This is a genomic window from uncultured Sulfitobacter sp., assembly GCF_947502895.1.
Taxonomy (GTDB): domain Bacteria; phylum Pseudomonadota; class Alphaproteobacteria; order Rhodobacterales; family Rhodobacteraceae; genus Sulfitobacter.
Genome location: NZ_CANNBM010000001.1, coordinates 511,502 through 535,896 on the forward strand (window position 1 = coordinate 511,502; position 24,395 = coordinate 535,896).

Annotated in this window: 27 protein-coding genes; 13 read left to right on the forward strand and 14 right to left on the reverse strand. The window is 59.1% G+C overall.

Annotated elements, in window-relative coordinates; translation table 11 throughout:
* Positions 1-119 precede the first annotated feature (119 nt).
* Positions 120-1,409 (forward strand): serine hydroxymethyltransferase, encoded by a 1,290-nt coding sequence (gene glyA, locus Q0903_RS02435; RefSeq protein ID WP_299024785.1) that lies wholly within the window; start codon positions 120-122, stop codon positions 1,407-1,409.
* A gap of 169 nt (positions 1,410-1,578) precedes the next feature.
* Here glyA and Q0903_RS02440 read toward each other — a convergent pair whose 3' ends face one another.
* From Q0903_RS02440 to Q0903_RS02460, 5 genes are read right to left on the reverse strand one after another with little or no spacing between them, the layout of a single operon-like run.
* Positions 1,579-3,057 (reverse strand): aldehyde dehydrogenase, encoded by a 1,479-nt coding sequence (locus Q0903_RS02440; protein WP_299412556.1) that lies wholly within the window; start codon positions 3,055-3,057, stop codon positions 1,579-1,581.
* 25 nt (positions 3,058-3,082) lie between these two features.
* Positions 3,083-4,117, reverse strand: a complete 1,035-nt coding sequence (locus Q0903_RS02445; protein ID WP_299412559.1) for an LLM class flavin-dependent oxidoreductase — start codon at positions 4,115-4,117, stop codon at positions 3,083-3,085.
* Positions 4,118-4,119: 2 nt separating this feature from the next.
* On the reverse strand, positions 4,120-4,638 hold the full coding sequence (locus tag Q0903_RS02450; protein ID WP_299412562.1) for a flavin reductase family protein: 519 nt from the start codon (positions 4,636-4,638) through the stop codon (positions 4,120-4,122).
* Positions 4,635-5,411 carry an alpha/beta hydrolase gene (locus Q0903_RS02455; RefSeq protein ID WP_299412565.1) on the reverse strand — a complete coding sequence of 259 codons (777 nt, stop codon included), beginning with the start codon at positions 5,409-5,411 and terminating at the stop codon, positions 4,635-4,637. The genes Q0903_RS02450 and Q0903_RS02455 overlap by 4 nt, the downstream gene beginning before the upstream one ends.
* Positions 5,383-5,982, reverse strand: coding sequence for an amino acid synthesis family protein (locus tag Q0903_RS02460; protein ID WP_299412568.1), 600 nt, complete (start codon positions 5,980-5,982; stop codon positions 5,383-5,385). Before Q0903_RS02460 ends, Q0903_RS02455 begins: the two co-directional genes overlap by 29 nt.
* Before the next feature lie 106 nt (positions 5,983-6,088).
* Here Q0903_RS02460 and Q0903_RS02465 point away from each other — a divergent pair, with 106 nt between their 5' ends.
* A complete protein-coding gene (locus Q0903_RS02465) occupies positions 6,089-6,928 on the forward strand; it encodes a LysR family transcriptional regulator (RefSeq protein ID WP_299412571.1) in 840 nt (279 codons plus the stop codon).
* A 183-nt stretch (positions 6,929-7,111) separates the two neighbouring features.
* A complete protein-coding gene (locus Q0903_RS02470; protein ID WP_299412574.1) occupies positions 7,112-7,516 on the forward strand; it encodes a cupin domain-containing protein in 405 nt (134 codons plus the stop codon).
* Positions 7,517-7,537: 21 nt separating this feature from the next.
* Here Q0903_RS02470 and Q0903_RS02475 read toward each other — a convergent pair whose 3' ends face one another.
* On the reverse strand, positions 7,538-7,912 hold the full coding sequence (locus Q0903_RS02475) for a hypothetical protein (RefSeq protein WP_299024802.1): 375 nt from the start codon (positions 7,910-7,912) through the stop codon (positions 7,538-7,540).
* 55 nt (positions 7,913-7,967) lie between these two features.
* Here Q0903_RS02475 and Q0903_RS02480 point away from each other — a divergent pair, with 55 nt between their 5' ends.
* Positions 7,968-8,729 carry an alpha/beta fold hydrolase gene (locus Q0903_RS02480; protein WP_299024804.1) on the forward strand — a complete coding sequence of 254 codons (762 nt, stop codon included), beginning with the start codon at positions 7,968-7,970 and terminating at the stop codon, positions 8,727-8,729.
* Positions 8,730-8,741: 12 nt separating this feature from the next.
* On the opposite strand, the gene Q0903_RS02485 is transcribed toward Q0903_RS02480, so the two are convergent.
* The gene (locus Q0903_RS02485) at positions 8,742-9,593 is read right to left on the reverse strand and encodes an EamA family transporter (protein WP_299412577.1); all 852 of its coding nucleotides are present in this window, start codon (positions 9,591-9,593) and stop codon (positions 8,742-8,744) included.
* A gap of 180 nt (positions 9,594-9,773) precedes the next feature.
* Here Q0903_RS02485 and carB point away from each other — a divergent pair, with 180 nt between their 5' ends.
* The 3 genes from carB (at position 9,774) to Q0903_RS02500 (ending at position 14,985) form a co-directional block, all read left to right on the forward strand.
* The gene (carB, locus tag Q0903_RS02490) at positions 9,774-13,106 is read left to right on the forward strand and encodes a carbamoyl-phosphate synthase large subunit (RefSeq protein ID WP_299412580.1); all 3,333 of its coding nucleotides are present in this window, start codon (positions 9,774-9,776) and stop codon (positions 13,104-13,106) included.
* Between the two features lie 71 nt (positions 13,107-13,177).
* Complete coding sequence (locus Q0903_RS02495) at positions 13,178-13,648, forward strand: DM13 domain-containing protein (RefSeq protein WP_299024808.1); 471 nt, start codon at positions 13,178-13,180, stop codon at positions 13,646-13,648.
* Between the two features lie 212 nt (positions 13,649-13,860).
* Positions 13,861-14,985, forward strand: a complete 1,125-nt coding sequence (locus tag Q0903_RS02500) for a beta-ketoacyl-ACP synthase III (RefSeq protein ID WP_299412583.1) — start codon at positions 13,861-13,863, stop codon at positions 14,983-14,985.
* Here Q0903_RS02500 and arsH read toward each other — a convergent pair.
* The gene (arsH, locus tag Q0903_RS02505) at positions 14,982-15,704 is read right to left on the reverse strand and encodes an arsenical resistance protein ArsH (RefSeq protein ID WP_299412585.1); all 723 of its coding nucleotides are present in this window, start codon (positions 15,702-15,704) and stop codon (positions 14,982-14,984) included. The two genes, Q0903_RS02500 and arsH, sit on opposite strands and share 4 nt — an antisense overlap.
* A complete protein-coding gene (locus Q0903_RS02510) occupies positions 15,691-16,149 on the reverse strand; it encodes a hypothetical protein (RefSeq protein ID WP_299024815.1) in 459 nt (152 codons plus the stop codon). Before Q0903_RS02510 ends, arsH begins: the two co-directional genes overlap by 14 nt.
* A 139-nt stretch (positions 16,150-16,288) precedes the next feature.
* Between Q0903_RS02510 and Q0903_RS02515 the strand changes: the two genes are divergently transcribed.
* Positions 16,289-16,870, forward strand: a complete 582-nt coding sequence (locus tag Q0903_RS02515; protein WP_299024817.1) for a thymidine kinase — start codon at positions 16,289-16,291, stop codon at positions 16,868-16,870.
* Here Q0903_RS02515 and Q0903_RS02520 read toward each other — a convergent pair.
* The 5 genes from Q0903_RS02520 to Q0903_RS02540 all read right to left on the reverse strand — a co-directional run bounded on the left by Q0903_RS02520 (position 16,867) and on the right by Q0903_RS02540 (position 20,059).
* Positions 16,867-17,817, reverse strand: coding sequence for a D-glycerate dehydrogenase (locus Q0903_RS02520; protein WP_299412589.1), 951 nt, complete (start codon positions 17,815-17,817; stop codon positions 16,867-16,869). The genes Q0903_RS02515 and Q0903_RS02520 overlap by 4 nt on opposite strands.
* A complete protein-coding gene (locus Q0903_RS02525; protein ID WP_299412592.1) occupies positions 17,814-18,152 on the reverse strand; it encodes a tRNA-binding protein in 339 nt (112 codons plus the stop codon). Before Q0903_RS02525 ends, Q0903_RS02520 begins: the two co-directional genes overlap by 4 nt.
* The gene (proC, locus tag Q0903_RS02530; RefSeq protein ID WP_299412594.1) at positions 18,145-18,960 is read right to left on the reverse strand and encodes a pyrroline-5-carboxylate reductase; all 816 of its coding nucleotides are present in this window, start codon (positions 18,958-18,960) and stop codon (positions 18,145-18,147) included. The genes Q0903_RS02525 and proC overlap by 8 nt, the downstream gene beginning before the upstream one ends.
* Before the next feature lie 32 nt (positions 18,961-18,992).
* The gene (locus Q0903_RS02535) at positions 18,993-19,493 is read right to left on the reverse strand and encodes a YbjN domain-containing protein (protein ID WP_299024825.1); all 501 of its coding nucleotides are present in this window, start codon (positions 19,491-19,493) and stop codon (positions 18,993-18,995) included.
* Between the two features lie 326 nt (positions 19,494-19,819).
* Positions 19,820-20,059 carry an accessory factor UbiK family protein gene (locus Q0903_RS02540; protein WP_299024827.1) on the reverse strand — a complete coding sequence of 80 codons (240 nt, stop codon included), beginning with the start codon at positions 20,057-20,059 and terminating at the stop codon, positions 19,820-19,822.
* A gap of 91 nt (positions 20,060-20,150) precedes the next feature.
* On the opposite strand from Q0903_RS02540, the gene lgt reads away from it, so the two are divergent.
* The 5 genes from lgt to Q0903_RS02565 all read left to right on the forward strand — a co-directional run bounded on the left by lgt (position 20,151) and on the right by Q0903_RS02565 (position 24,386).
* A complete protein-coding gene (gene lgt, locus Q0903_RS02545; protein ID WP_299024829.1) occupies positions 20,151-21,035 on the forward strand; it encodes a prolipoprotein diacylglyceryl transferase in 885 nt (294 codons plus the stop codon).
* On the forward strand, positions 21,032-22,093 hold the full coding sequence (locus tag Q0903_RS02550; protein WP_299412597.1) for an SAM-dependent methyltransferase: 1,062 nt from the start codon (positions 21,032-21,034) through the stop codon (positions 22,091-22,093). Before lgt ends, Q0903_RS02550 begins: the two co-directional genes overlap by 4 nt.
* On the forward strand, positions 22,090-22,842 hold the full coding sequence (gene pgeF / locus Q0903_RS02555; RefSeq protein ID WP_299024833.1) for a peptidoglycan editing factor PgeF: 753 nt from the start codon (positions 22,090-22,092) through the stop codon (positions 22,840-22,842). Before Q0903_RS02550 ends, pgeF begins: the two co-directional genes overlap by 4 nt.
* A 293-nt stretch (positions 22,843-23,135) precedes the next feature.
* Positions 23,136-23,282, forward strand: coding sequence for a hypothetical protein (locus Q0903_RS02560; RefSeq protein ID WP_299024834.1), 147 nt, complete (start codon positions 23,136-23,138; stop codon positions 23,280-23,282).
* A 327-nt stretch (positions 23,283-23,609) separates the two neighbouring features.
* Positions 23,610-24,386, forward strand: a complete 777-nt coding sequence (locus tag Q0903_RS02565; RefSeq protein ID WP_299412600.1) for a Hint domain-containing protein — start codon at positions 23,610-23,612, stop codon at positions 24,384-24,386.
* Positions 24,387-24,395: the final 9 nt, after the last annotated feature.

The window sequence follows — 24,395 nt, forward strand, 5'->3', positions numbered from 1 at the left end:
GCTGCACCCCGCACGCGGCGCAACTATCACGGAACCTGTCGTTTTCACATCTTCACGCAGGGGCCAGTTTCCGATACGAAACTAGCAATGACGGACCCCACGCTCAAGGAGCCACGCACATGTTGACCAAAACATCCGATTTCTTCACCCGAAGCCTCGCAGACACCGATCCCGCCATTGCGGAGGCGACCAACAAAGAACTGCACCGCCAGCGCACCGAGATCGAGCTGATCGCCTCCGAGAACATCGTCTCGGCCGCCGTAATGGAAGCGCAAGGCGGCGTGATGACCAACAAATACGCCGAAGGCTACCCCGGCCGTCGCTACTATGGCGGCTGCCAGCACGTCGATGTGGCCGAGCAACTCGCCATCGACCGCGCCTGCCAGCTTTTCGGCTGCGGCTTTGCCAACGTCCAGCCAAATTCCGGCTCCCAAGCCAACCAGGGTGTGTTTCAGGCCCTGCTCCAGCCCGGTGATACAATCCTCGGGATGAGCCTCGACGCTGGCGGCCACCTGACCCACGGCGCCAAGCCGAACCAGTCCGGCAAATGGTTCAACGCCATCCAGTACGGCGTGAAGCGCGAAGACAACCTGATTGACTATGACGAGGTCCAGCGCCTCGCCACAGAGCATCAGCCAAAAATGATCATCGCAGGCGGTTCCGCCATTCCCCGCGCCCTCGATTTCGCCAAGATGCGCGAAATCGCAGACAGCGTTGGCGCGTACCTGCTGGCCGACATCGCCCACTTTGCAGGTCTCATCGCGGCGGGTGAATACCCCAACCCGTTCCCGCATGTGCATGTGGCGACAACAACCACCCACAAAACCCTGCGCGGCCCGCGCGGCGGCATGATCCTTACGGACGACGAGGCATTGGCGAAAAAGTTCAACTCCGCCATTTTCCCCGGTATTCAGGGTGGCCCCCTGATGCACGTCATCGCGGCCAAAGCCGTGGCCTTCGGAGAGGCGCTCGATCCGTCGTTCAAATCCTACATCCAGCAGGTTATCAAGAACGCCCAAGCCCTGTCAGACCAGTTGATCAAAGGCGGTCTCGACACGATCACACACGGCACCGACACCCATGTCCTGCTGGTTGATCTGCGCCCCAAGGGCGTCAAAGGCAACGCCACCGAAAAGGCGCTGGAGCGCGCCCACATCACCTGCAACAAAAACGGCGTCCCGTTTGATCCTGAAAAGCCAATGGTCACGTCTGGCATCCGCCTCGGCTCTCCCGCAGGCACGACACGCGGCTTTGGTGAGGACGAGTTCCGCCAGATCGCTGACTGGATCATCGAAGTCGTAGACGGTCTTGCCGCCAACGGCGAAGACGGCAACGCAGCCGTCGAGGCAAAGGTAAAAGCGGAAGTAGAGGCCATGTGCGCCCGTTTCCCGATCTACCCCAACCTGTAAAAAAATCCCAACCAATATACCAAAGGCCCCGCCAGAAATGTGCGGGGCCTTTTCGTTTCCATGGCCACAGTTCAGTCCACCGTATGGTGCCTGCGCCGCGTGTCTGCCCGATCAAAACACGGGCCCTCAACCTTTCAAAAATTGCCTCCGTCTGGTTCCCTGCCCGAATTCACCGCATCACAAACGGGTTCGTCATGGGCTGATCCGACGTGTTGATCCACGTTGTTTTTGTGCGGGTATAATCATTGATCGCATCGATCCCCGCCTCGCGCCCATAGCCTGAATGATTGGTCCCCCCGAACGGTGCGATGGGCGAGATGGCGCGATAGGTATTCACCCAACAAATTCCCGCCTTCAGCCGTGCCGAAACACGGTGCGCACGCGCAAGGTTTTGTGTGAAAACTCCGGACCCCAACCCAAAGGCCGTGCTGTTGGCAAGTGCTATGGCCTCCTCTTCGGTATCAAACGGGATCAACGACATCACAGGTCCGAAAAGCTCGACGTGCAACGTCTCGACATCGTGGTTTTCACAATGAACCAAGGTCGGCGCCATGTAGTTGCCCACACGCTCCAACGGCTCGCCCCCAAAGCGGATTTTCGCGCCTTGTGCCTTTGCCTTGGCCAAGGTGGCAACGATCAGATCAACCTGTGCTTTGGTACATAACGGCCCCAGATGCGTCGCAGGATCAAGCGGATCACCCACGATAATATCTGCGCAGTTCTGCGAAATCCGCGCGATCAGCGCCTCCATGACGGGGCGGTGGATCAGGCCACGTGACCCCGCCACACAGCTTTGCCCCGATGCCCCGAAATTGCCCGCAATCAAACCGTTCGCGGCACTATCCAGATCGGCATCCTCGAAAACAAGGATGGGTGATTTGCCTCCCAGCTCCAGCGACGTCACCGCGAAATTCTCGGCCGAATTGCGTACCACATGGCGCGCTGTATCCGGCCCGCCGGTAAAGGCGATACGGTCCACATCCGCGTGGCGCGTCAACGGTATCGCACAGTTTTCAGCATCCCCCGTGATAATCGACACCACGCCGGGTGGAAAGCCTGCCTGCTCGATCAGCCGCGCAAACGCAAGCATCGGGGCGGGTGCAATCTCGGACGCTTTCAGCACCACAGAACATCCCGCAGCAAGGGCAGGCCCCAACTTGGTCGCGGTGAGAAACATCTGCGCATTCCACGGCACAACCGCCACGACCACACCAATAGGCTCGCGGCGGGTAAACACATGCATGTCAGGCTTGTCTATCGGCAGCACAGCGCCTTCGATCTTATCCGCCAGACCTGCGTAATAGCGGTAATAGTCGCCCACATATCCTGTCTGGCTTGCTGTTTCGGCCAACAGCTTGCCGCTGTCTGTCGTCTCCAGCTGGCCAAGCTCGGCGGCATGCTCTGCGATCAGGTCCCCCAGACGATAAAGCAATTTGCCCCGCTGGGTCTGGGTCATGTCACGCCATGCAGGATCGTCCAGCACACGCCGCGCCGCAGCTACCGCGCGCGCCACATCTTGCGGTGCGGCACAGGCGAATGTCGCCCAATCCGCCCCCGTCGCAGGGTTTTGCGAGGCCATCACCTGCCCCGCATGGCCCTCGGTAAACGCACCATCAATATAGAGCTGGAAATGGGGAAGCTGTGTCATATCAGTCCTTAAGAGAGTTCGATCTTCAAGCGAATGCAGGCATCACATCGTCGATAAACCGCGAAAGCGAGGCCCGCTTGCGCTCGAAATCCATGCCGCTGTCTATCCAGAACGCATATTCGTCATAGCCAAGGTCTTCGTAACGCTTGATCTGGTCAATCACTTCCTGCGCGGTGCCGATGGTCAGATCGCGCTGCATGTTCTCGGGTGACATCATCTTGTTGGCGGCCATTTCGTCTTCGCTTAGTCGCTCGATCAGGCCCTGACGCACGGGCCGCACATTTTTGAACCACGCGCCGAAATAGTTGTAAAAGGTCGACAGCTCCTTGGCCGCTTGCACTGTGTCGGTTTCATCGCTGGCTACATAGGTGTGGTGCAGCAGCATGATTTTGGGGCGCGGCCCGTCATATGCAGCACAGGCTTGATTGAATTTGCCCATCAGATCCTCGATCTCGGCCATGCCCTGCCACAGTGGCGTCACCTGTATGTTAAAGCCATTGTCGACGCCAAACGAATGGCTGTTGATATCGCGCGCCGCGATCCAGATCGGTGGCCCGCCCTCCTGCACCGGCTTCGGCGCGCAAGTCGTCGCGGGAAACTGATAGAACTCCCCCTCATGGGCGCAATCACCTTCCCACAGCTTGCGCAGCAGCGGCGTTGTCTCGCGCATGCGCTGGCCCGCCTCCCACGCGTCCATACCGGGAATCAGGCGCTCGTATTCGTACGCGTACGCGCCCCGCGCGACGCCCAGCTCAATCCGTCCGTCAGTGATCAGATCAGCCGCAGCCGCCTCGCCCGCCAGCGCAATAGGATGCCAGAACGGCGCGATCACCGTTCCCGTCCCTAGCTGCAGGTTTTTGGTGTGATGGCTCAGGTCCACAAGCGTCAGAAACGGGTTGGGCGCGATGGTAAAATCCATGCCGTGATGCTCACCCGTCCAAACCGCCCGCATCCCGCCCTCATCCGCCATTTTGGCAAGGCTGATCAACTCGGTGCGCAGGTGGCACTGCTCCTGATCGGGGGTGATGCGTTCCATATGGGCGAAAAGTGAAAAATCCATCGCTACGTCCTTTCTAAAACGTCTTGGCGGGCCACCCCGTCAAAACCAATTCGGAAGTATTGCCCCGCGTGATAGCCAAGCCCTGCGCAGTTGCTCTGGCTGAAATCATCAACCCGACCAATCAGAATACAGTGATCTCCCATCGGCAGAGCCTGAACACGCGTGCAGGAGAAATGCGCGGCCGCACCCTCGATCAGCGCCACCGCGTGCTGATCAAGGCGGTGCGCCACCCGCGCAAACCTGTCCCCTTTGTACGAAGCAAAGATATTTGCGATATCCTGCTGGCCCTGCGCCAGAATATTGACTGCAAAATGTGTGCAGGCGGCAAACGTCGCATAGCTTGACAGAAACTTGCCCGGACACACCAGCAACAGCGGCGGATCAATCGAAACAGAGGTGAATGAATTTGCCGTAAAGCCCACCATTGCACCGTCATCGCGCCGCGCCGTGACTACAGTCACGCCTGTCAAAAAGCTGCCGAATGCGCTGCGCAGTTCTTGGGGGTTGATCTGAAGTGTCATGCACAGCCCCCGATGAAATCGCTCAAAACAGTATTGACGCGGGCGGGATGGGTCATCGGCGCCATATGCGCGGCATCCGCTATGATCTCGGCGCGCCCGTTCGGGGCAAGGTCGGCCATCTCGCGCGACATTGCGGGTGTCGAATTCGGCTCATCTGCGCCAGTCATGAACAGCGCGGGGCAGTGCAGCGCGCTCAGGTCAGCCGTGGCAGGGCCATTATGACTGGCAAAGACGCGGTAGGCCGCGCGATAGCCGGCAGGGTCGGCCATTCGCAACCAGCCGTCACAGGCTATGCGCTGCGGCGTGACATGCGCCCCGAACCAACGGTCCAGCGTTGCGGTGGGGTCAGCGGTGGTCGCACCGTCAAGGCTGCCTGCGCGCGCCATAACAGCCGCCTGCGCCGCTGCATTACGGCGGTAAATTGCATTCAGCGCAGCCACCCCCTTCACACGGGTGGGGTGGCGGATCGCCATGTCCAGCGCAATCATCGCGCCAAAGGAATGGCCAACAACCACAGCAGGCTGCTCCAGAACGCCCGCAATCGCATCGACAAACCCCGCAAGGCTTGGGCGTGCAGGCAGGGCGGCGCTGGCCCCGTGCCCCGGCATATCCACGGCGATCAGGCGACAGGTCTGCGACAGCGCGTCCATCTGCGCACCCCACGCCTCTGCCCGCAGACCCACGCCATGGATCAACAGCACGACAGGCCCCTCACCAGCCGTGATGGCTGCCAGAGGCCCGATGCTAGACCGCTGCCGGATTGTCCAGGTCATGGCCCAAATCCTTCAGGTCCTGATAGCGATCCCCGATCCGGTGATGCGGACGCCCGTTGGTGGCAGCCCCCAGAACAACAACAATTTCATCGTCGCGCGGCGCGTCGGGAATAGAGAACTGGATTGTCAGATAATGTGACCGCCGCCCCGCATCGTTCTTGTCCATCAATGGCACCATGATCGGCGCATTTGCCCCGCCGCGTGTATTGGTAAAGGCCAGATAGGATTTAGCACCGACAGCCTCACGGTAGTGATTGCCGAACCGCAATGTGTGGATCAGGCCTGACGCATGCTCGATCTCGCCGTTCAGGCCAACAACAGCGGCCTTTCCATAAGCCTCGATCGCCTCGCCCGACCCTGCAAGGGCAATCATCCGCGCTGTCATCATCTCGCCCAGAATGGGACCGTAAGCGTGGATTTCCGGCTTCAGATCTTCCACAAACCGCCCCGCCCACGGGTTTTTGACAACAGCTGCCACCGCAAACATCCGCCAAGGCGTCGTGGCAGGCTTGAACCCCTCAATAAGGACCTCTTCGTCATAGGTGACTATTTTTCTGATTTCTGGCTGCATCGCTTCATCCCTTTGTGCTTTGAAACACTCAAAGCCCTATCGCGCCATTTGACAAACGAAGGAAATGCAGGCTTACCCATTAGAAATATTAATGGGTGACTTGTTCATGGCAAAATCTCTCCCTCCGCTGACATGGTTTCGCGCGTTTGAAGCGGCGGCGCGCAACCTCAGCTTTACAGCTGCCTCGGTTGAGATCGGCATGACCCAATCAGCGGTCAGCCAGCATGTAAAATCGCTCGAATCTCGCTTGGGCGTCGCTCTGTTCATCCGAAAACCACGCGGCCTGTCGCTGACTGATGATGGCCGCAAACTGGTCCCGCAGGTTGCCTCGGCACTTGAAACCCTTGCCGCTGCCTCACGACTTTTCGAAACAGGGCCAACCGAAAACCTGCTGACAATCGCCACCTCCGTTAGTGTGGCGGAATGGGTCATCGCCCCACGCCTGACAGAATTTACCAACCGTCACCCAAACACGCGCCTGCGTTTTGTCAGCACCATCTGGCCGGATGATTTTCATATGATCTACGCCGATATTGAAATCCCGTTCGGCACCCACAAACAATTCGGTAAAAATTCGATTTTGCTAGAGCCGAACGGCCTCGTCGCTCTCAAATCGCCCAGCCTGCACGGTGCGCTTCATACCCTGCCGCTGATCGAATCTGTCGGCACCTCGGCAGGGTGGAGCGGTTGGCCCGGCGCGGATGCCCACGCGCTCCAGCCGCATATCTTTGTCGATTCGTTTGACGCAGCCCTCAACATGGCGTGCCACGGCAACGGCGTCGCACTGGTCAGCGAGGTTCTTGCGCGGTCGGCCCTTGCTTCGGGGCAGCTGGTGCGCGCCCATGATGATGCGCTGCCCAGCGCCGAAGGCTACTACCTGCGCACGGACGAGACGAACAATGCGGCCACCAATTTCCGCGACTGGCTTCTTGAAACAGAACGCTAGGCTGCCAACGCAGGTACCACCCTGCCGCATCCCCACGAATAAAGTCCAATCATCAACAGCATGGACAAACCCGCCTCGCCTTACACAAACTACACCGTACACAGACACGCGCTGCATCACTCTTTCCATATCCGCAGGTTCCCGCCATTGTGGCCTCAGCCAACGCAGCAAAGGACACCCCCAATGATTATCCACCCCGCAGGCTCCCGCCCCTCGGGCACAGGCCCCGCCGAATATTTCACAGGCAGCGTGCGCATGGACCCGCTGATTACAGCACCCGCCCCCGCCCGCCTGCGCGGCCTGACCGTGACCTTCGAGGCAGGCGCGCGCACGGCTTGGCATACGCACCCGTTGGGCCAGACGCTGATCGTAACCGCAGGCTTGGGTCTGGTCCAACGTGCGGGCGGCCCTATCGAGACAATCCGCCCCGGCGACACAGTATTTTTCGAGCCGGACGAGAAGCACTGGCACGGTGCGGCGCCAGACGTGGCCATGACCCACATCGCTCTACAAGAGGAACTGGATGGCAGCGCTGTGACATGGATGGAGCATGTGACAGATGCCGAATACGACCCGCAGGGTGGGTAAAGCCAGCGGCAGAATGGCGCGCTAGACGTAGCCGCGCCACCACAGCCAGACGATAAACAGAACGCCCACGCCAATCAGGTTTGCTACCACAGCGCCTGTCAGGCTTAAGATGCGGGTCTTGCGCATCTCGTTCACGTCCAGCGCTTCAAGATAACTGCGCATTTGCTCGTACGCGGCCTCAACCTCGGCCAGATCAATCTGCCGCGCGGTCTTGGGGTTATGGGCCAGCATCTCGGCGCGCATCAACGCGGCCCCGCATTTACGGATACGCTTGGGCAGTCGTCGGCCCGCGCGGCGCAAGGATTGCCGCAGGTCGCGCCCGCGCACGTCCAGCTTTTGCTGCATCAACCCGCGCAGCTTGCGCGACTTGGCCGCCATATCCTTGTCGGTAATCATAGAGCCATGTCTAAGCGGCTGGCGTTGCGGCTGCAATGGCGCTAGGCCTGTGGCTATGCTCAGCTATACCGAATTCGGGGAAGCATCCCCCGCCACGCCCCCCCTTATCATCGCCCATGGCCTATATGGCTCGGGGCGCAACTGGGGCGTGATCGCCAAACGCCTGTCCGACACCCGTCGCGTTGTCACGCCCGACATGCGCAACCATGGCCACAACGCCCCCCTGCCCAGTCAGAGCTATCATGACATGGCCGCCGATCTGGCCGATCTCGCACGCCACATCGGCGCACCCATCGACCTGTGCGGCCACTCTATGGGCGGCAAAGCGGCTATGGTCATGGCGCTGGAATACCCCGATCTGATCCGCCGCCTGATCGTGGCCGACATCGCGCCGGTACCCTACAGCCACACGCAAACCCACCATATCGACGCCATGCGCGCCGTGGACCTCACCACACTCACCCGCCGCGCGCAGGCAGCCGAACAGCTTGGCGCACAAGGGGTTGAGCCCGCATTGCAGAGCTTTTTCACCCAATCGCTGGACGTCGCAGGCAAACGCTGGCGCCTCAATCTTGATGTGCTGGAGGCCGAGATGGACAAGATCATCGGCTTTCCACAGGTCACAGGCCAGTTTACCGGCCCCACCCTGTTTCTCAGCGGCGGCGACAGCGATTATGTGCAACCCGCGCACCGCCCGCAGATCAAATCGCTCTTTCCTGCTGCGAAATTCGCCAAAATCCCCAAAGCAGGCCACTGGCTGCACGCCGACCGCCCCCGCGCGTTCGAAGCATCGGTGCGCATGTATCTCGACGCCTGAGGCACGCCGCCCTCAGGGCCGCGCATAACGTAGCAAAGCCGCCCCGCAAATCGTCACCATCGTCGAGACAACCTTGGACAAATCCAGACGCTCGCGCAGGAAAAACACACCGATCATCAGGGCAAAGATGATCGACGTCTCGCGCAGCGCCGTGACCAACGCGATAGGCGCTTGTGTGAAGGCCCAGATTACAATGCCATAGGCCAGATACGACGCCGTCCCGCCCAGCAGCCCCTGCCACATGGTGCGACGGTCGCGAACGACCCGCAGCAACAGCCCGCGCTTGGTGCAGGCTGTCCATGCAACAAATGCTGCCGCATTGCCAAGTGCGATCCATGACCAATATCCCGGCGCCGTCCCCGACAGACGCACACCAATCCCGTCAACCAGGGAATAGGCCGCGATAAAGCACCCCGTTGTCAGCGCCATCACCACCGCACGCGGGTTGCGCGTGCCGTCCGCGCGGCGCACCAGCGCAATCGAGATGATGCCAGCGGCAATCAGCACCACTGCCGCAATCTCCAACGGTGACAGCGTAACCCCCATCGCAACCGATACCGCCGTGACGATCAACGGTGCGACCCCGCGCGCAATCGGGTAAACCTGCGTCAAATCACCGATCCGGTAGCCCGCAATCAAAAACAGCTGATACCCCAGATGCAGCGCAACCCCCGCCAAGAGCCATGGCACGCTTTGCGCATTAGGCAGCGGTACAAACGGCAGCACAAGGCAGGCAATCGGCACATGCCCGATCACAACACCCGTCATGGCAATGTGCTTGTCCGCGCCGCTTTTGACCAACGCGTTCCATCCCGCATGCAAACACGCAGCACACAAAACGGCGAGAAAAACAGTCAGCCCCATGAAACGCTCCCGATCCGTGCGCGCAAATGCCCACCTGTATTTCTATCGCGCTCCGGCAGGCAAAACACAACCAACGGGCAGGTAGTCCGCGCATCGTGCAGTCTATTCCGCCAAACCCCTTGCACCCCGCCACCCAATGCCTATAACCGCGAAAGTTTGCCAATTTTGTAGGGGGCCGCCATGCCAAAGAGAACCGACATCCAGTCGATCATGATCATTGGTGCGGGGCCTATTGTCATCGGACAGGCCTGCGAATTCGACTACTCGGGCGCACAGGCCTGCAAGGCACTGAAAGAGGAAGGCTACCGCGTCATCCTCGTCAACTCCAACCCTGCCACCATCATGACCGATCCAGGGTTAGCCGATGCGACGTATATTGAGCCGATCACGCCCGAAATCGTCGCCAAAATCATCGAGAAAGAGCGCCCCGATGCGCTGCTGCCCACCATGGGTGGCCAAACAGGCCTGAACACCTCGCTGGCCCTCGAAGAAATGGGCGTACTGGATAAATACAACGTCGAAATGATCGGCGCGAAACGCGAAGCCATTGAAATGGCAGAAGACCGCAAGCTGTTCCGCGAGGCGATGGACCGTTTGGGCATCGAAAACCCCAAGGCCACCATCTGCACAGCGCCCAAAGACGCAAGCGGCAAAAAAGACCTCGCCGCAGGTGTGGCGCTGGCCCTCGAATCGCTCGAAGAGATCGGCCTGCCCGCCATCATCCGCCCCGCCTTTACCATGGGCGGCACAGGCGGCGGCGTGGCCTATAACCGCGAAGATTATGAGTTCTACTGCCGCTCGGGCATGGACGCCTCGCCCATGGGGCAAATCCTGATCGACGAATCGCTTCTGGGCTGGAAAGAGTTCGAGATGGAGGTCGTGCGCGACACGGCTGACAACGCGATCATCGTCTGTAGCATCGAAAACGTGGACCCGATGGGCGTGCATACAGGCGATTCCATCACCGTGGCTCCGGCCCTTACGCTGACTGACAAAGAATACCAGATCATGCGCAACCACTCCATCGCCGTGCTGCGCGAAATCGGGGTAGAGACAGGCGGCAGTAACGTGCAGTGGGCCGTGAACCCCGACGATGGTCGCATGGTTGTGATCGAAATGAACCCGCGCGTGTCGCGCTCCTCGGCCTTGGCGTCCAAAGCCACCGGTTTCCCGATTGCCAAGATCGCGGCCAAACTTGCCGTGGGTTTCACGCTGGACGAGCTGGACAATGACATCACAGGCGTGACCCCTGCAAGTTTTGAGCCGACGATCGACTATGTCGTCACCAAAATCCCCAAATTCGCTTTCGAGAAATTCCCCGGCTCCGAGCCTTACCTGACCACCGCGATGAAATCCGTGGGCGAGGCAATGTCCATTGGCCGCACCATTCACGAGAGCCTGCAAAAGGCCCTCGCCTCTATGGAGTCGGGCCTGACAGGTTTTGACGAAATCGAAATCCCAGGTGCGCCCGACATGGCCGCAATCACCGCCGCCATTTCCAAGACAACGCCCGACCGCATGCGGACCATCGCACAAGCAATGCGCCACGGCATGTCCGATGCCGATATCCACGCCACCACCATGTTTGACCCATGGTTCCTCGCCCGCATCCGCGAGATCATCGAAGCCGAGGACGACATCCGCACAAATGGCCTGCCAACCGATGAAGACGCCCTGCGCCGCGTCAAGATGATGGGCTTTACCGATGCCCGCCTCGCGACCCTGACCGAACAATCCGAAAAAGCCGTGCGCAAAGCCCGCCTCGGCCTCGGCGTCAAAGCCGTATTCAAACGCATCGACACCTGCGCCGCCGAGTTCGAAGCGCAGACGCCCTACATGTACTCCACTTACGAAACCCCCATGATGGGCGAGGCCGAGTGCGAGGCCCGCCCTTCTGACCGCAAAAAGGTCGTCATCCTGGGCGGTGGCCCCAACCGCATCGGTCAGGGGATCGAATTTGACTATTGCTGTTGCCACGCCTGCTATGCCCTCACCGACGCGGGCTATGAGACGATCATGGTCAACTGCAACCCCGAGACTGTTAGCACCGATTATGACACCTCGGACCGTCTGTACTTCGAGCCGCTCACATTCGAACATGTTATGGAAATCCTGCGCGTAGAGCAGGAAAACGGCACATTGCACGGTGTCATCGTACAGTTCGGCGGCCAGACCCCGCTCAAAATCGCCCAAGCCCTGCACGACGAAGGCATCCCGATCCTCGGCACCACGCCCGACATGATCGACCTCGCCGAAGACCGTGAACGGTTTGCCGATCTGATCCAGTCGCTCGGCCTCAAGCAGCCGCACAACGGCATTGCGCATTCCGATGCCGAAGCCATGGAAATCGCAGCCGAGATCGGTTTCCCGTTGGTCATCCGCCCCTCCTACGTTCTGGGCGGCCGCGCCATGGAAATCGTCCGCGACCAGACACAGCTTGAACGCTATATCTCCGAAGCCGTGGTCGTCTCGGGCGACAGCCCCGTACTGCTCGACAGCTATCTGTCTGGCGCGGTTGAGCTGGATGTAGACGCCCTGTCGGACGGCACAGATGTGCATGTCGCAGGCATCATGCAGCACATCGAAGAAGCGGGCGTGCACTCAGGTGACAGCGCCTGTTCACTGCCGCCCTACTCCCTATCCCGCGACATCATCGAACAGGTTGAGGTCCAGACAAAAGCCCTCGCCAAGGCGCTCAACGTTGTTGGCCTGATGAACATCCAGTTCGCGATCAAAGACGGCGATATCTACCTGATCGAGGTCAATCCGCGCGCCTCGCGCACCGTACCTTTCGTGGCCAAAGCCACCGATTCCGCCATCGCCTCCATCGCCGCACGCATCATGGCGGGAGAGCCGTTGTCGACCTTCCCGCTGCGCGCCCCCTACAATGCCGACGCCGCCTATAACGATGTCCTCCCGCTGGGCGATCCGATGACGCTGGCCGACCCCAACATGCCATGGTTCTCGGTCAAAGAGGCAGTACTGCCTTTCGCGCGCTTCCCGGGCGTAGATACCATCTTGGGGCCAGAAATGCGCTCCACCGGTGAGGTCATGGGCTGGGACCGCGACTTCCCCCGCGCCTTCCTCAAGGCGCAGATGGGCGCTGGCACCATCCTGCCGCGCACCGGCACTGCCTTCCTCTCGATCAAGGATATGGACAAAACCAATGACGTGCTAGAAGCCGCCCGCATCCTCATCGCGCAGTCCTTCACCATCACCGCCACACGCGGCACCGCTGCATGGCTGACAGAACACAACATCGCCTGCGATACGGTAAACAAAGTCTACGAAGGCCGCCCCGACATCACCGACATGATGAAGGACGAGCAAATCCATCTGGTGATGAACACAACCGAAGGCGCCCAAGCCGTCGAGGACAGCAAGAGCATCCGCTCCATCGCTCTGTATGACAAAATCCCCTACTACACGACCGCCGCGGGGGCATATGCAGCGGCTTTGGCGATCAAAGCACAGGCAGAGGACGAGATCGGCGTGAAGTCGCTGCAGGGCTAGAAAACAAGACGCAGCGTTGATCCATTTCGTAGCTTTGCTAGGCTTGCGCCAAACTCATCGAAGGGAACCTCATGCGACGTTTTATAGTACTTGGCCTAACGCACCTTACGGCTCTCGCCGCAGGCTTTGCCTTGGGCGTTTATCTGCTCCCGATTCTCACAGCGCCGCCGTCCCCCGATCAGGCGGTGCTGCAAGAGCAGGCAAAAGACGCCATGTTCACCGCAGAACTGACACGCGAGCTGAAAGGATCGGATATCCTGCATTGGGGCGAAGGGACTATCAGCATAACGCCTACAAACATCGTCCACGAAGGTAAGCTCGCTCCGGGGCCAGACTACAAACTGTATCTTCTGACCGAGTTTGTAGAGCATGAGGACGAATTCTTGCCGATCAAAGATCAAGCGCAGCTGATCGGTGATATCAAAACCTTCAACGGCTTTGTCCTATCCGTGCCGGAAGGTATTGATCCGGCGGACTACACCACTGTCTTGGTCTGGTGCGAAGCGTTTAGCGAATTTATCACCGCTGCGAAGTTCCGGTGACCCTCCCACATTATCTTGCGCGCGCCAGAACCCACCATTTCCCCATAGGCACTTGCCTTACAATCCGTTAAAACGGGCAGCAACCCACCCCCTGCACACATGGTGTACAGGGGGTGTACAAGGGGTGTACCGATGGCACCTCCCCAATATGAAACTACGTTATCCACAGGCAGTGCGGCCCCTAAACTCCTGCCAGTAAAGAGGAATAAGAGATGTACACACCCGCAATTACAGGCTCAGGCGTCTTTACCCCGGAACAGGTCATAACCAACGCCGAACTGGTCAAAGCCTTCAACGCCTACGTGGACATCTATAACGCTAAAAACGCAGCCCAGATTGCTTCAGGCGAATTGCCTGCAAAAGACTACTCTTCCGAAGATTTCATCTTCAAAGCGTCGGGCATCAATCAGCGCTATGTACTTGATAAAACTGGCATCCTCGATCCGAATGTGATGCATCCGCTGCTGCGCCAGCGCAGCGATGATGAACCATCCCAGATGGCTGAAATGGCGCTGGATGCTGCACAAAAGGCCCTCACAGCCGCAGGAAAGACCGCATCGGACGTCGACGCCGTTATCTGCGCTGCCTCAAATCTGGAACGCGCCTATCCCGCCGTTGCGATCGAAATTCAAGACTTGTTACAAATCAATGGCTTCGCTTTCGATATGAACGTCGCCTGCTCCTCCGCCACCTTCGGGATTCAGGCCGCTGCAGACATGATCCGCTCAGGCTCCATCCGCAGCGCACTGGTCGTTAACCCGGAAATATGTTCTGCCCACTTAGAATGGCGCGACCGCGATTGCCATTTCATCTTTGGTGACGTGGCAACCGCCACGCTGATCGAGCGCGCCGAGGACGCGACAGGCCCCTATTTTGAAATCAAATCAACCCGTTGCGCCACGGATTTTTCCAACAACATCCGCAACAATAACGGCTTCCTGCGCCGCTCTCGCCCCGATGGGTTAGCAGACCGCCGTGATATGCAGTTTATGCAAAACGGGCGAAAGGTCTTTAAGGAAGTTTTGCCCATGGTGTCCGAGCATATCGGCAACCATATGTCAGATGAAGGTGTCCAAGCCTCTGATCTCAAACGTCTTTGGTTACATCAGGCCAATAAGTCCATGAACGACTTTATCGGCAAAAAGGTTCTGGGCCGCACGCCAGAAGCGGGCGAGCAACCCAATATCCTGCAAGACTACGCCAACACGTCTTCAGCAGGGTCTATCATCGCTTTCTCAAAGTATTCCAATGACTTGGAGGATGGCGACACAGGGCTGATCTGCTCATTTGGCGCAGGATATTCTGTGGGCTCCGTCATCGTGCAGAAACACGGTTAACCGTCTTTCTTGGATACCCGCTTATGGACCTGCTCGGCGCTCTCAACCCGCTCTGAGTAGCGGTCCACCAGATACTCTGCCCGCCCCCGCGTCAGCCACGTGAACTTGACCAACTCTTCCATCACGTCCACCAGACGGGCGTAGAACGGGCCAGCAGGCAGGCGCCCCTTGCCATCAAACTCTAACCAAGCCTTTGGAATACTTGACTGGTTAGGGATCGTGACCATCCGCATCCAGCGACCCAGAATACGCATCTGGTTGACCGCGTTAAACGACTGCGACCCGCCCGAAACCTGCATGATCGCTAGCGTCTTGCCCTGCGTTGGGCGAATACCCCCCTGTAAGGACAGCGGCAACCAGTCGATCTGGGTCTTTATGATGCCTGTCATTGCGCCATGACGTTCTGGGCTGGACCAAACCATCCCTTCCGCCCAGACAGCCAGCGCACGCAGCTCTGCTACCTTGGGATGTTCGGGGGGTGCATCATCGGGCTGTGGCAGACCGCGCGGGTCGTAGACCTTGGTCTCGCATCCCAAATACTCAAGAACACGCGCTGCTTCCTCGACAGCGCAGCGCGAATAGCTCTGCGCGCGAAGAGAGCCATAAAGCAATAGAATTCGTGGCTTATGGCCAGGGTCATCGGGAGACTTCAACGCATCGATATCTATGCGGGGCAGCGCCTCCGCAATCAGCGATGACAGATCTTCAGACACTTTCATCTTCAAGATGCAGCTTCATGTCCACCAGAACCTGCTGCAACATCGTCGTTTCCTTGAGCAGGCGCTTGGCTTCATTCACAGTGATTTTGCCATCAGCGATAGACTGCTGGTACTCGGCCATAAGCATCGCAAAACGCTGGCTCAGCGCAATCACATCGGCATTCACCCCACCGACAGAATTATCGTTCGGACGACGTTCATCAAAATCAAGATGCGCACCAGAAAGCTCGGCTAACGCTTGGGTCAGGTGGGGATATCCCGCAGCAATCTCCAGCGCAGCCACAGCATCCACGGGCATAAAGCGATCTGCATGCTCGTCATGATCGGAATAGTACCGACCAAGCGTCGCCTTGGACTTGCCAGTGACTTCGCACGCAGCTTCTACACCCACAGCTTTCACCAAGGCTTCCGTATGCTTTTTCAAATAGTTGCCAGCTGCATCCATTTCCATCACCCCTATCGGCCCAACATTCGCACTAACATATAGCTGATCTGAGCCAAGTCCCAGTGGTAATTCAGCATATTGCCCGAAATACCAACCTGATTTACTTGCACAGGCGGAACAGAGCCTGATAAATGCCCCAATGGCTAAGCTATATTTCAACTATTCCACCATGAACGCGGGCAAATCGACCGTTCTTTTGCAAGCAGCCCACAACTATCGTGAGCGCGGGATGCTGCCCTATTTGATGACTGCGCAGTTCGACAACCGCGCAGGTGAAGGTCGCATCGCTTCGCGCATTGGCATCGGCCAGGATGCGGACACCTACCACACCAACGAGAACCTTTTTGAAAAGGTTGAGAAGCGGCTGAAATCAGGCCCCTGTGCATGCATCTTTGTGGATGAGGCACACTTCCTCAGTGATGCGCAGGTCTGGGATCTGGCCCGCGCTGTGGACGATCTTGGCGTACCGATCATGTGCTACGGTCTACGGGTTGATTTTCAGGGCCAGCTTTTTCCGGGGTCTGCTGCCTTGCTGGCCCTCGCAGATGAGATGCGGGAAATCCGCACGATTTGTCATTGCGGAAAAAAGGCAACCATGGTCGTGCGGCAGGACGCGGAAGGCCACGTGATGCGTGAAGGCGCGCAAGTGCAGATCGGCGGCAACGAAAGCTATGTATCACTGTGCCGCCGCCATTGGCGCGCCGCGATCGGCGACAGCTAGACTGGATTTGGCGGCGTTTCCCCACGCAGGAAGGCTTGCACATTTTCAACCATCATGCGCCCCATATCCACACGAACCTCGTCCGTTGCAGTACCTAAATGCGGCAACAAGACGACGTTATCCAGATCACGCAGAACCTGCGGCACCCGCGGCTCAAACTCATAAACGTCCAGACCTGCCCCTCCTATAGTGCCCGCCCGAAGCGCCGCAATAAGGGCCTCCTCGTCAATCACATCGCCGCGGGCAATATTGATCAGATGGGCATGCGGTTGCATCGCCTCCAGTACGGCCGCATCGATAATATGATGTGTCTGCGGGCTGCCCGGAACAGCAGTGACCAGCACATCAACCTGAGCCGCCAGCGCGTATAGATCATCGTAGTAAGTTGCATCAAAAGACAACTTTTTGGGCCCACGCCCGAAGTAGCTGACAGACATGTCAAACCCGTAGTGACAGCGCCGCGCAATCGCTTGCCCAATCCGCCCCATACCGACAATACCAACAGCCTTGCCCGTCAGATGAAGGCCCAACATCTGGGTCGGATGCCACCCTTCCCACCTATCTGTCCGCACCAGTCGCTCACCCTCACCAGCGCGCCGCGTGCTCATCAACATCAGTGTCATGGCGATGTCAGCAGTGGCGTCTGTGACAGCACCCGGCGTGTTGGTCACCACCAGTCCAGCGGCCTGTGCAGCAGCCACGTCGATGTGGTTATATCCCACACCGAAGTTGGCCAGTATCTTGCAGCGGGGCTGTGGCACCTCGGCAAAGACCTCTGCGCTGAACTGATCACCCAGCGTACACATCACCGCATCATAATCGCGCAACGCGGCGCACATCTCTGCGCGCGAAAGAGGGTGCGTCTGGTCACGGCGCACAACCTCCAAACCTTTAAGTGATAGATAAACTTCGTCCGGCAATATTCTGGATATAAATACTTTTTTCAATGCATCCGCCCTCCGCTTGGTGTCTCCTGATCCGGCGCAACAAGAACAATCTCACCAGTCTGATCAGGCACACCCAGCACCAGAACTTCCGACATAAACGGACCAATCTGGCGGGGTGGAAAATTCACCACTGCCATGACCTGACGCCCTATCAACCCATCAGGCGCGTAGTGCGCTGTGATCTGCGCCGAGGTCTTTTTCACCCCGATTTCTTCTCCGAAATCTATCCAGAGTTTGATCGCGGGCTTGCGTGCTTCGGGGAAGGGTTCGGCCTTCACGACGCGGCCGGTCCGAATGTCAACTTTCATAAAATCATCAAAAGAAATCTCAGCCACGCGCCAACTCCCTTGAGCGATCTGCAGCGGCTGCAACGGCCCTGCGCAGCAGGTCGGGAAATCCGCTTTGCGGGTTCATCAAGACCTCCAATGCCGCCTGCGTTGTACCATTGGGGCTGGTCACATTTACGCGCAGCTGGTCGGGGCCTTCGTCAGCGGCCATGGCCAGCGCGCCCGCCCCTGCAACGGTGGCACGCGCCAGTTGCATTGCCAAATCCTCGGGCAATCCCTGCTCCACACCTGCGGCGGCCAATGTCTCGATCATGTGAAACACATAGGCGGGGCCAGACCCGCTGACACCGGTAACAGCATCAATCTGTGCCTCCTCAGTCAGTCGGACAACCTCGCCCACAGCACTGAGCAATACTTCTGCCTCGTTCAACCCGTCAGCGCCCGCCTCGGCATTCCCGACGATCGCCGTGATGCCCTGCGCAATCGCTGCAGGGGTATTAGGCATGGCGCGCACCACAGGGGTCTGCGCGCCCAGAGTCTTTTCAAAATACGATATTGGCGTACCAGCAGCCACACTCACGAACAGCGTCGATCCGTTGCCCATCTGCTGCAACGTCGGCAGCGCATCGGCCATCATCTGCGGCTTGACCGCGACCAGCACAATCGCAGGTGCTGCGGGCAGATCACCGTTCAGATGAACCCCAGTACCGCGCAGCCAATCAGACGGCGCAGGGTCGACCACCCTGACAGACGCAGGCGGCAGCCCGCGCGACAACCACCCTTCCAGCATGGCCGAGCCCATCTTGCCACAGCCCAGCAAAACCAAACCGTCCTTGGCGATACGTGAATTTTCCATGTTCTCCCCCGCAATATATTTGCGGAACAGGATTACGCGCGCCCGTAGGCCTCCGCAATGGCGACTTGCAGCGCGTCTTTAGGCGATTTATCGCCCCAGACCACCAGCTGCACCGCTGGATAATAGCGCTCGGCGCTGGTCACGGCGGCGGCGATCATCGTGTCAATCTGCTCGGGGCAGGCGACATGGCCACCTGCCAGCACGAGGCCATAGCGGTAAACCATCATCTGTTGCTCGGCCCAATAGGTAAAGGCACCAGCCCAGCAGCGATCATTCACATCATTCAGCAACCCATAGAGCGCAGGCACTTTGTCTTCCGGCGGCTCCATCTCGAAGGTACAGATGAGGCGCAACGTCTCGTCATAGGCAGACCATGCCAGCGTGACAGCATATGTGCGCCACTGGCCCTCGACTGCCATGGATATCTGCTCGTCAGAGATGCGGTCGAATTCCCAATCGTGATGGGCCGCCAGCGTCTCGACGATGTCGATCGGGTGAATGTCGTCTTCCAGGTACTGCTCGGACAGGGCCATTGTGCCACCTTTTTGTTATCCTCAACGTGGTAGAGCCTGTGTCCGGCCCCTGCACATTGGGTGCTTACGCAATAAGACGCGTGTTTGCCTGTGCGTCCTACAATATATGGTGGCGGTCCTGATAGACTCTGGCAAGTCTTTTTCTGTGGATAACCCGAATCAGTCGGGGATAAGCCCGAAATCCTGCGCAAAAACGCGATTTCGAGCCTCGGAAAAAAGCAAAACGCCCCCGACGTTGATCAGGGGCGGTCACGTGATACGCGGCAAATAGTAAAAATGTCGCGCGGCAGCGCGTCAATCAGGTCAAACGCGGTGGGAGATTTGGCCTAAGCTTTGTCCATCGCGTCCAGACGCGCCTTCAGCGCCTCGTTCTCTTCGCGTGCCTTTTGCGCCATTGCGCGAACGGCGTCGAATTCTTCGCGTGTTACGAAATCACGGTCCGCCAACCAGCGGTCCATCATGCCTTTCATGGCATTCTCCGCCTCGTCCTTGGCACCCTGCGCCACGCCCATGGCGTTGGTCATGATCTGGCTCAGATCGTCAAAAATCTTGTTGCGGGTCTGCATCGTGTTTCTCCAACTGGTGTGGCTTCTATATGGGGTGGCTTGCGGCGCCATGCAAGGTTGACTTCCGCGCGCGGGCGCGCTCAATCATCGCATGCACGCTTTGATCCCCTTTCCCGATATCGCGCCCGAGATATTCACCATCACCGTACTGGGGATGAGCTTTTCATTGCGCTGGTACGCCATGGCCTATCTGGTGGGCATCCTGCTGGGGTGGCGTCTGGTGGTCCGCGCGGCCAGAACGCCGCGCCTGTGGCGCAATGATACGCCCGTCATGACCCCGCAACAAATCGAAGATTTGCTTACCTGGGTGATCCTCGGCGTGATCTTGGGCGGGCGTCTGGGCTATGTCCTGTTTTATCAGCCCGCCTTCTATCTGTCGAACCCCGGTCAGATTTTGCGGGTCTGGGAGGGGGGCATGTCTTTTCATGGCGGTGCGCTTGGCGTCATCATCGCAGCTTTCATCTATACAGCGCGCCATAAAATCCCCCGTATCAGCGCGGGCGATCTGGTGGCCTTGGGCATCTTTCCCGGGCTGCTGCTGGGCCGCATCGCAAACTTCATCAACGCCGAGCTTTGGGGGCGCCCGACCGATCTGCCTTGGGGCGTCGCATTTCCCACGCAGGCCGCACAATACTGCCCCGAAGTCATAGGCATCTGCGCGCGCCACCCCTCACAACTCTACGAGGCAGCCCTTGAGGGCCTTTTGCTGGGGGCCGTCCTCATATGGCTCGCTTGGCGGCGCGAGGCGTTCAAATCCCCCGGCCTTATCATGGGGACGTTTCTGGCAGGCTACGGCATCGCCCGCTTTGCGGTGGAATTTGTGCGCCAGCCCGATGCGCAGTTCATCACCGAGGGCAACCCGCTGGGCCTCGCATGGCAGATAGGCGGCTACGGCCTGACCATGGGCCAAATCCTCTGCCTGCCGATGATCGCCGTCGGCCTGTGGTTCATTCTACGCGCACGGCGGTCCGCATGAGCCTTGCGGAGCTGCTCACAGCGCAGATCGCAGCGCAAGGCCCCATGCGGCTGGACGCTTACATGTCCGCCTGTCTGCTGCACCCCGAGCACGGCTACTATACAACGCGCCAACCCTTCGGCTCGCAGGGCGATTTCATCACCGCCCCCGAGATCAGCCAGATGTTCGGCGAACTGGTCGGCCTCGCACTGGCGCAAAGCTGGCTGGACCAAGGCGCCCCTGCCCCCTTCACACTGGCCGAGCTTGGGCCGGGCCGCGGCACACTCATGGCCGATATACTGCGCGCCTGCGCCCGCGTTCCGGACTTTATCGAGGCCGCACAACTCATACTGGTCGAGGCATCACCCGCCCTGCGCGATGTGCAGCGCGAGACACTTGCGCCCCACAGCCCCCTCTGGCTTGACGACCTGAGCGCCCTTCCCGCACAACCGACATTCATCGTAGCAAACGAGTTTTTCGACGCCCTTCCCATCCGCCAGTTTGTGCGTAATGGCCACCTATGGCGTGAAAGGCAGGTCGGTCTGGAAGATGGCGCACTTGTCTTTGGACTCGGTCCTGCACAGCCACAGCCCGCTTTGGCCCACCGTCTGGAAGATACCAAAGACGGCGACCTGATCGAGGATTGCGCCGCAGCCACCCCGATCCTCGGCACGCTGGCTGCGCAGATCGAAGCGCAGGGCGGTGCCGCACTTATATTCGACTACGGCGATTGGCGCACATTGGGCGACACCCTTCAGGCCGTGCGCAAACACCACCCCAGCGATCCGCTCACCGCACCCGGACAGGCAGACCTGACTGCCCATGTGGATTTTGAAGCACTAATCAACGCCAGTGCCCCCGCAAAACCCAGCCGCGTTACCCCCCAAGGTATCTTCCTCGAACGGCTGGGCATTACGGCACGCGCGCAGGCCTTGGCCAAATCTCTGACAGGTGCCGCACTCGACACACATATCGCTGCACATCGCCGCTTGACGCACCCCCAAGAAATGGGAAACCTGTTCAAGACCTTCGGGATCGTCCCGACAGGCGCTGCCATGCTGCCCGGACTGGAAACATGACCCTCGAAATCCTCACCTGTGATGCGCTGCCCGTCAAACACGGTTTTTTCACCAGACGGGGTGGGGCATCATCAGGCGTGTTTGCGGGGCTCAACTGTGGCCAAGGCTCTACCGATCAGGCAGAAATTGTGGCGATCAACCGCGCGCGGGTTGCCGATGCGATGGGCGTCGCGCACGATCATCTGCTCGGGGTGCATCAGATCCACTCTGCCACGGCGATCACCGTTGATGCGCCGTTGGCCGAGAAACCCCGCGCCGACGCGCTGGTTACAGCGACCAAAGGCATCGCGCTGTCAGTGCTGACCGCAGATTGCCAGCCTGTGCTTTTTGCCGATACGGATGCAGGCGTGATCGGTGCGGCGCATGCGGGCTGGCGCGGCGCGCTGGACGGGGTCTTGCACGCCACCGTCGATGCAATGGAAGCGTTGGGTGCCCGGCGCGACAACATCACCGCCGTGATCGGCCCCGCCATCAGCCAGCGCGCCTATGAGGTCGGACCCGAGTTTATGGACAGCTTTATGGCCGAGGATCCCGACTATGCCCGCTACTTCATCAACGGCGCGGGTGATCGCATGCTGTTTGATCTGCCGGGCTTTGGCCTGAACCGTTTACGCGCAGCGGGCGTTGGCCATGCAGAGTGGACACGCCACTGCACCTTCTCTGATGCGGATCGATTCTACTCCTACCGCCGCACCACCCACGCAAAAGAAGCGGACTATGGCCGCCTGATCGCCGCCATCACCCTGTGATCTGGGCGCAAATGGGGCAAATCCAGCCCTAAGCCTGCCCCATTCTTTCATTTCCCAGCCAGAAACAATTGCGCCCACTGTTGCCAAACAGCGCACAATCAGGCCGAAACCCCATATTTTATTAGCTCTTTTGCCGAATATGGCCTCTACACCATATTTGCGGCTCCGCTGCCCCGCAAATTTCCCCACATTTCTCGTTAAATGCCCAAAACCAGCCCGATTGCACCTTCATATTCGGTCTCAAGCAAGGGCAACGACCCGCACCAACAAAACAGCTACCGAGGACCAGAGACATGAAAACCAACGCACGCTTCATCAAGTCGATCACAAAAGCCGCTGCCGAGAACGACACCGTCATGCCTTGGGCACGCGGTAGCCGCCGCGCTGCTTTCATCGCCAAGCGTCGTGCAGCCGAGGCCCCCCAGCGCAAAAGCGCCTGATCCCGAATTCTCCCTGAGGCACGGGCAAACCTCCTCCCCCTCGTATGCCCGCCCCTCGCAACTGCCCCTTTCCGCGTCGATTCGCGGGGAGGGGTTTTTTGATTCTCGACCAGAATGTGGCGGGATTTTCTGAAAATGCAGAAACAAAACACCTCAAATTACAGATATTGATGCCCCAGCCCGCCCGAATGTGTTGGAAACTTTGACAATGCGGCGCAATAGTGGCGAATTAGGCCTCACGAAAGACACGAAATGACCCAACCGTTATTTCCGTCGTTGTCGGTGGGGGCCGACGAAGGATGTGACAAACCATGATAGGTTACGCACATGACATTGACTGCCAATCCAGCTGCCGCTCGCCCCGCAGCACGTAAAACAGGGTACGGAATGATGACTTCTTCCATGCCATCCTCGAACGGTCCGAAAGTGGCCGCGCAGATGCCAAAACGCACCTATGAGGTAGCGGCATTGCGCGAAGACACATCGCTGTTCATCGGCCAAAGCACTGCACCTGCGATCCCGCTGTTTGAGAACGCGTTCTCGGCGTTTACCCATGGCAGTCTGATCCAGACAACACTGGGCCCAATCGCTGTGGAAGACCTCCAGCCCGGCGATATGGTTCAGACCGCAACAGGCGAAGCGGCCGAGCTGACTTGGGTTGGTACCTCGACGTTTTCACCTGCTGATGCTGGCAAACGCACGCCGCTGATCCGCATCATGCCTGATGCCCTGGGCCAGTCGCGCCCCGAACGCTCGCTCACTGTTGGGCCCGGCGCGCGTATCTTGCATACGCCCCCTGCACTGCGCGGCATTGCAGACGGCAAGCAGCTGCTCACCCCCGCGTCCAAGCTGATAGATGGTGTGAACGTGATCGAAATCACACCGCCCACGCCCACACGTTTGTTCCACATCTGTCTGTCGCGCCATGCGGTGATCAACGTGGACGGGATCGAGATGGAAACATTCCACCCTGGCGCACAAGCGCCACGGGAAGTCAGCCACTCGCTACGCGACCGCTTTATCTCGCTGTTTCCACGGATCAGCCACTTGTCGGATTTCGGCCCGTTGGCCCATCCACGCGCGCCCGATCTGGACGCACACTAATCTCTCTCC

Bases quoted from the DNA above. Each gene is read 5' to 3' on its own strand.
- glyA (WP_299024785.1), top strand. From the start codon at position 120: ATGTTGACCAAAACATCCGATTTCTTCACCCGAAGCCTCGCAGACACC.
- Q0903_RS02440 (WP_299412556.1), bottom strand. From the start codon at position 3,057: ATGACACAGCTTCCCCATTTCCAGCTCTATATTGATGGTGCGTTTACC.
- Q0903_RS02445 (WP_299412559.1), bottom strand. From the start codon at position 4,117: ATGGATTTTTCACTTTTCGCCCATATGGAACGCATCACCCCCGATCAG.
- Q0903_RS02450 (WP_299412562.1), bottom strand. From the start codon at position 4,638: ATGACACTTCAGATCAACCCCCAAGAACTGCGCAGCGCATTCGGCAGC.
- Q0903_RS02455 (WP_299412565.1), bottom strand. From the start codon at position 5,411: ATGACCTGGACAATCCGGCAGCGGTCTAGCATCGGGCCTCTGGCAGCC.
- Q0903_RS02460 (WP_299412568.1), bottom strand. From the start codon at position 5,982: ATGCAGCCAGAAATCAGAAAAATAGTCACCTATGACGAAGAGGTCCTT.
- Q0903_RS02465 (WP_299412571.1), top strand. From the start codon at position 6,089: ATGGCAAAATCTCTCCCTCCGCTGACATGGTTTCGCGCGTTTGAAGCG.
- Q0903_RS02470 (WP_299412574.1), top strand. From the start codon at position 7,112: ATGATTATCCACCCCGCAGGCTCCCGCCCCTCGGGCACAGGCCCCGCC.
- Q0903_RS02475 (WP_299024802.1), bottom strand. From the start codon at position 7,912: ATGATTACCGACAAGGATATGGCGGCCAAGTCGCGCAAGCTGCGCGGG.
- Q0903_RS02480 (WP_299024804.1), top strand. From the start codon at position 7,968: ATGCTCAGCTATACCGAATTCGGGGAAGCATCCCCCGCCACGCCCCCC.
- Q0903_RS02485 (WP_299412577.1), bottom strand. From the start codon at position 9,593: ATGGGGCTGACTGTTTTTCTCGCCGTTTTGTGTGCTGCGTGTTTGCAT.
- carB (WP_299412580.1), top strand. From the start codon at position 9,774: ATGCCAAAGAGAACCGACATCCAGTCGATCATGATCATTGGTGCGGGG.
- Q0903_RS02495 (WP_299024808.1), top strand. From the start codon at position 13,178: ATGCGACGTTTTATAGTACTTGGCCTAACGCACCTTACGGCTCTCGCC.
- Q0903_RS02500 (WP_299412583.1), top strand. From the start codon at position 13,861: ATGTACACACCCGCAATTACAGGCTCAGGCGTCTTTACCCCGGAACAG.
- arsH (WP_299412585.1), bottom strand. From the start codon at position 15,704: ATGAAAGTGTCTGAAGATCTGTCATCGCTGATTGCGGAGGCGCTGCCC.
- Q0903_RS02510 (WP_299024815.1), bottom strand. From the start codon at position 16,149: ATGGATGCAGCTGGCAACTATTTGAAAAAGCATACGGAAGCCTTGGTG.
- Q0903_RS02515 (WP_299024817.1), top strand. From the start codon at position 16,289: ATGGCTAAGCTATATTTCAACTATTCCACCATGAACGCGGGCAAATCG.
- proC (WP_299412594.1), bottom strand. From the start codon at position 18,960: ATGGAAAATTCACGTATCGCCAAGGACGGTTTGGTTTTGCTGGGCTGT.
- Q0903_RS02535 (WP_299024825.1), bottom strand. From the start codon at position 19,493: ATGGCCCTGTCCGAGCAGTACCTGGAAGACGACATTCACCCGATCGAC.
- Q0903_RS02540 (WP_299024827.1), bottom strand. From the start codon at position 20,059: ATGCAGACCCGCAACAAGATTTTTGACGATCTGAGCCAGATCATGACC.
- lgt (WP_299024829.1), top strand. From the start codon at position 20,151: ATGCACGCTTTGATCCCCTTTCCCGATATCGCGCCCGAGATATTCACC.
- Q0903_RS02550 (WP_299412597.1), top strand. From the start codon at position 21,032: ATGAGCCTTGCGGAGCTGCTCACAGCGCAGATCGCAGCGCAAGGCCCC.
- pgeF (WP_299024833.1), top strand. From the start codon at position 22,090: ATGACCCTCGAAATCCTCACCTGTGATGCGCTGCCCGTCAAACACGGT.
- Q0903_RS02560 (WP_299024834.1), top strand. From the start codon at position 23,136: ATGAAAACCAACGCACGCTTCATCAAGTCGATCACAAAAGCCGCTGCC.
- Q0903_RS02565 (WP_299412600.1), top strand. From the start codon at position 23,610: ATGACATTGACTGCCAATCCAGCTGCCGCTCGCCCCGCAGCACGTAAA.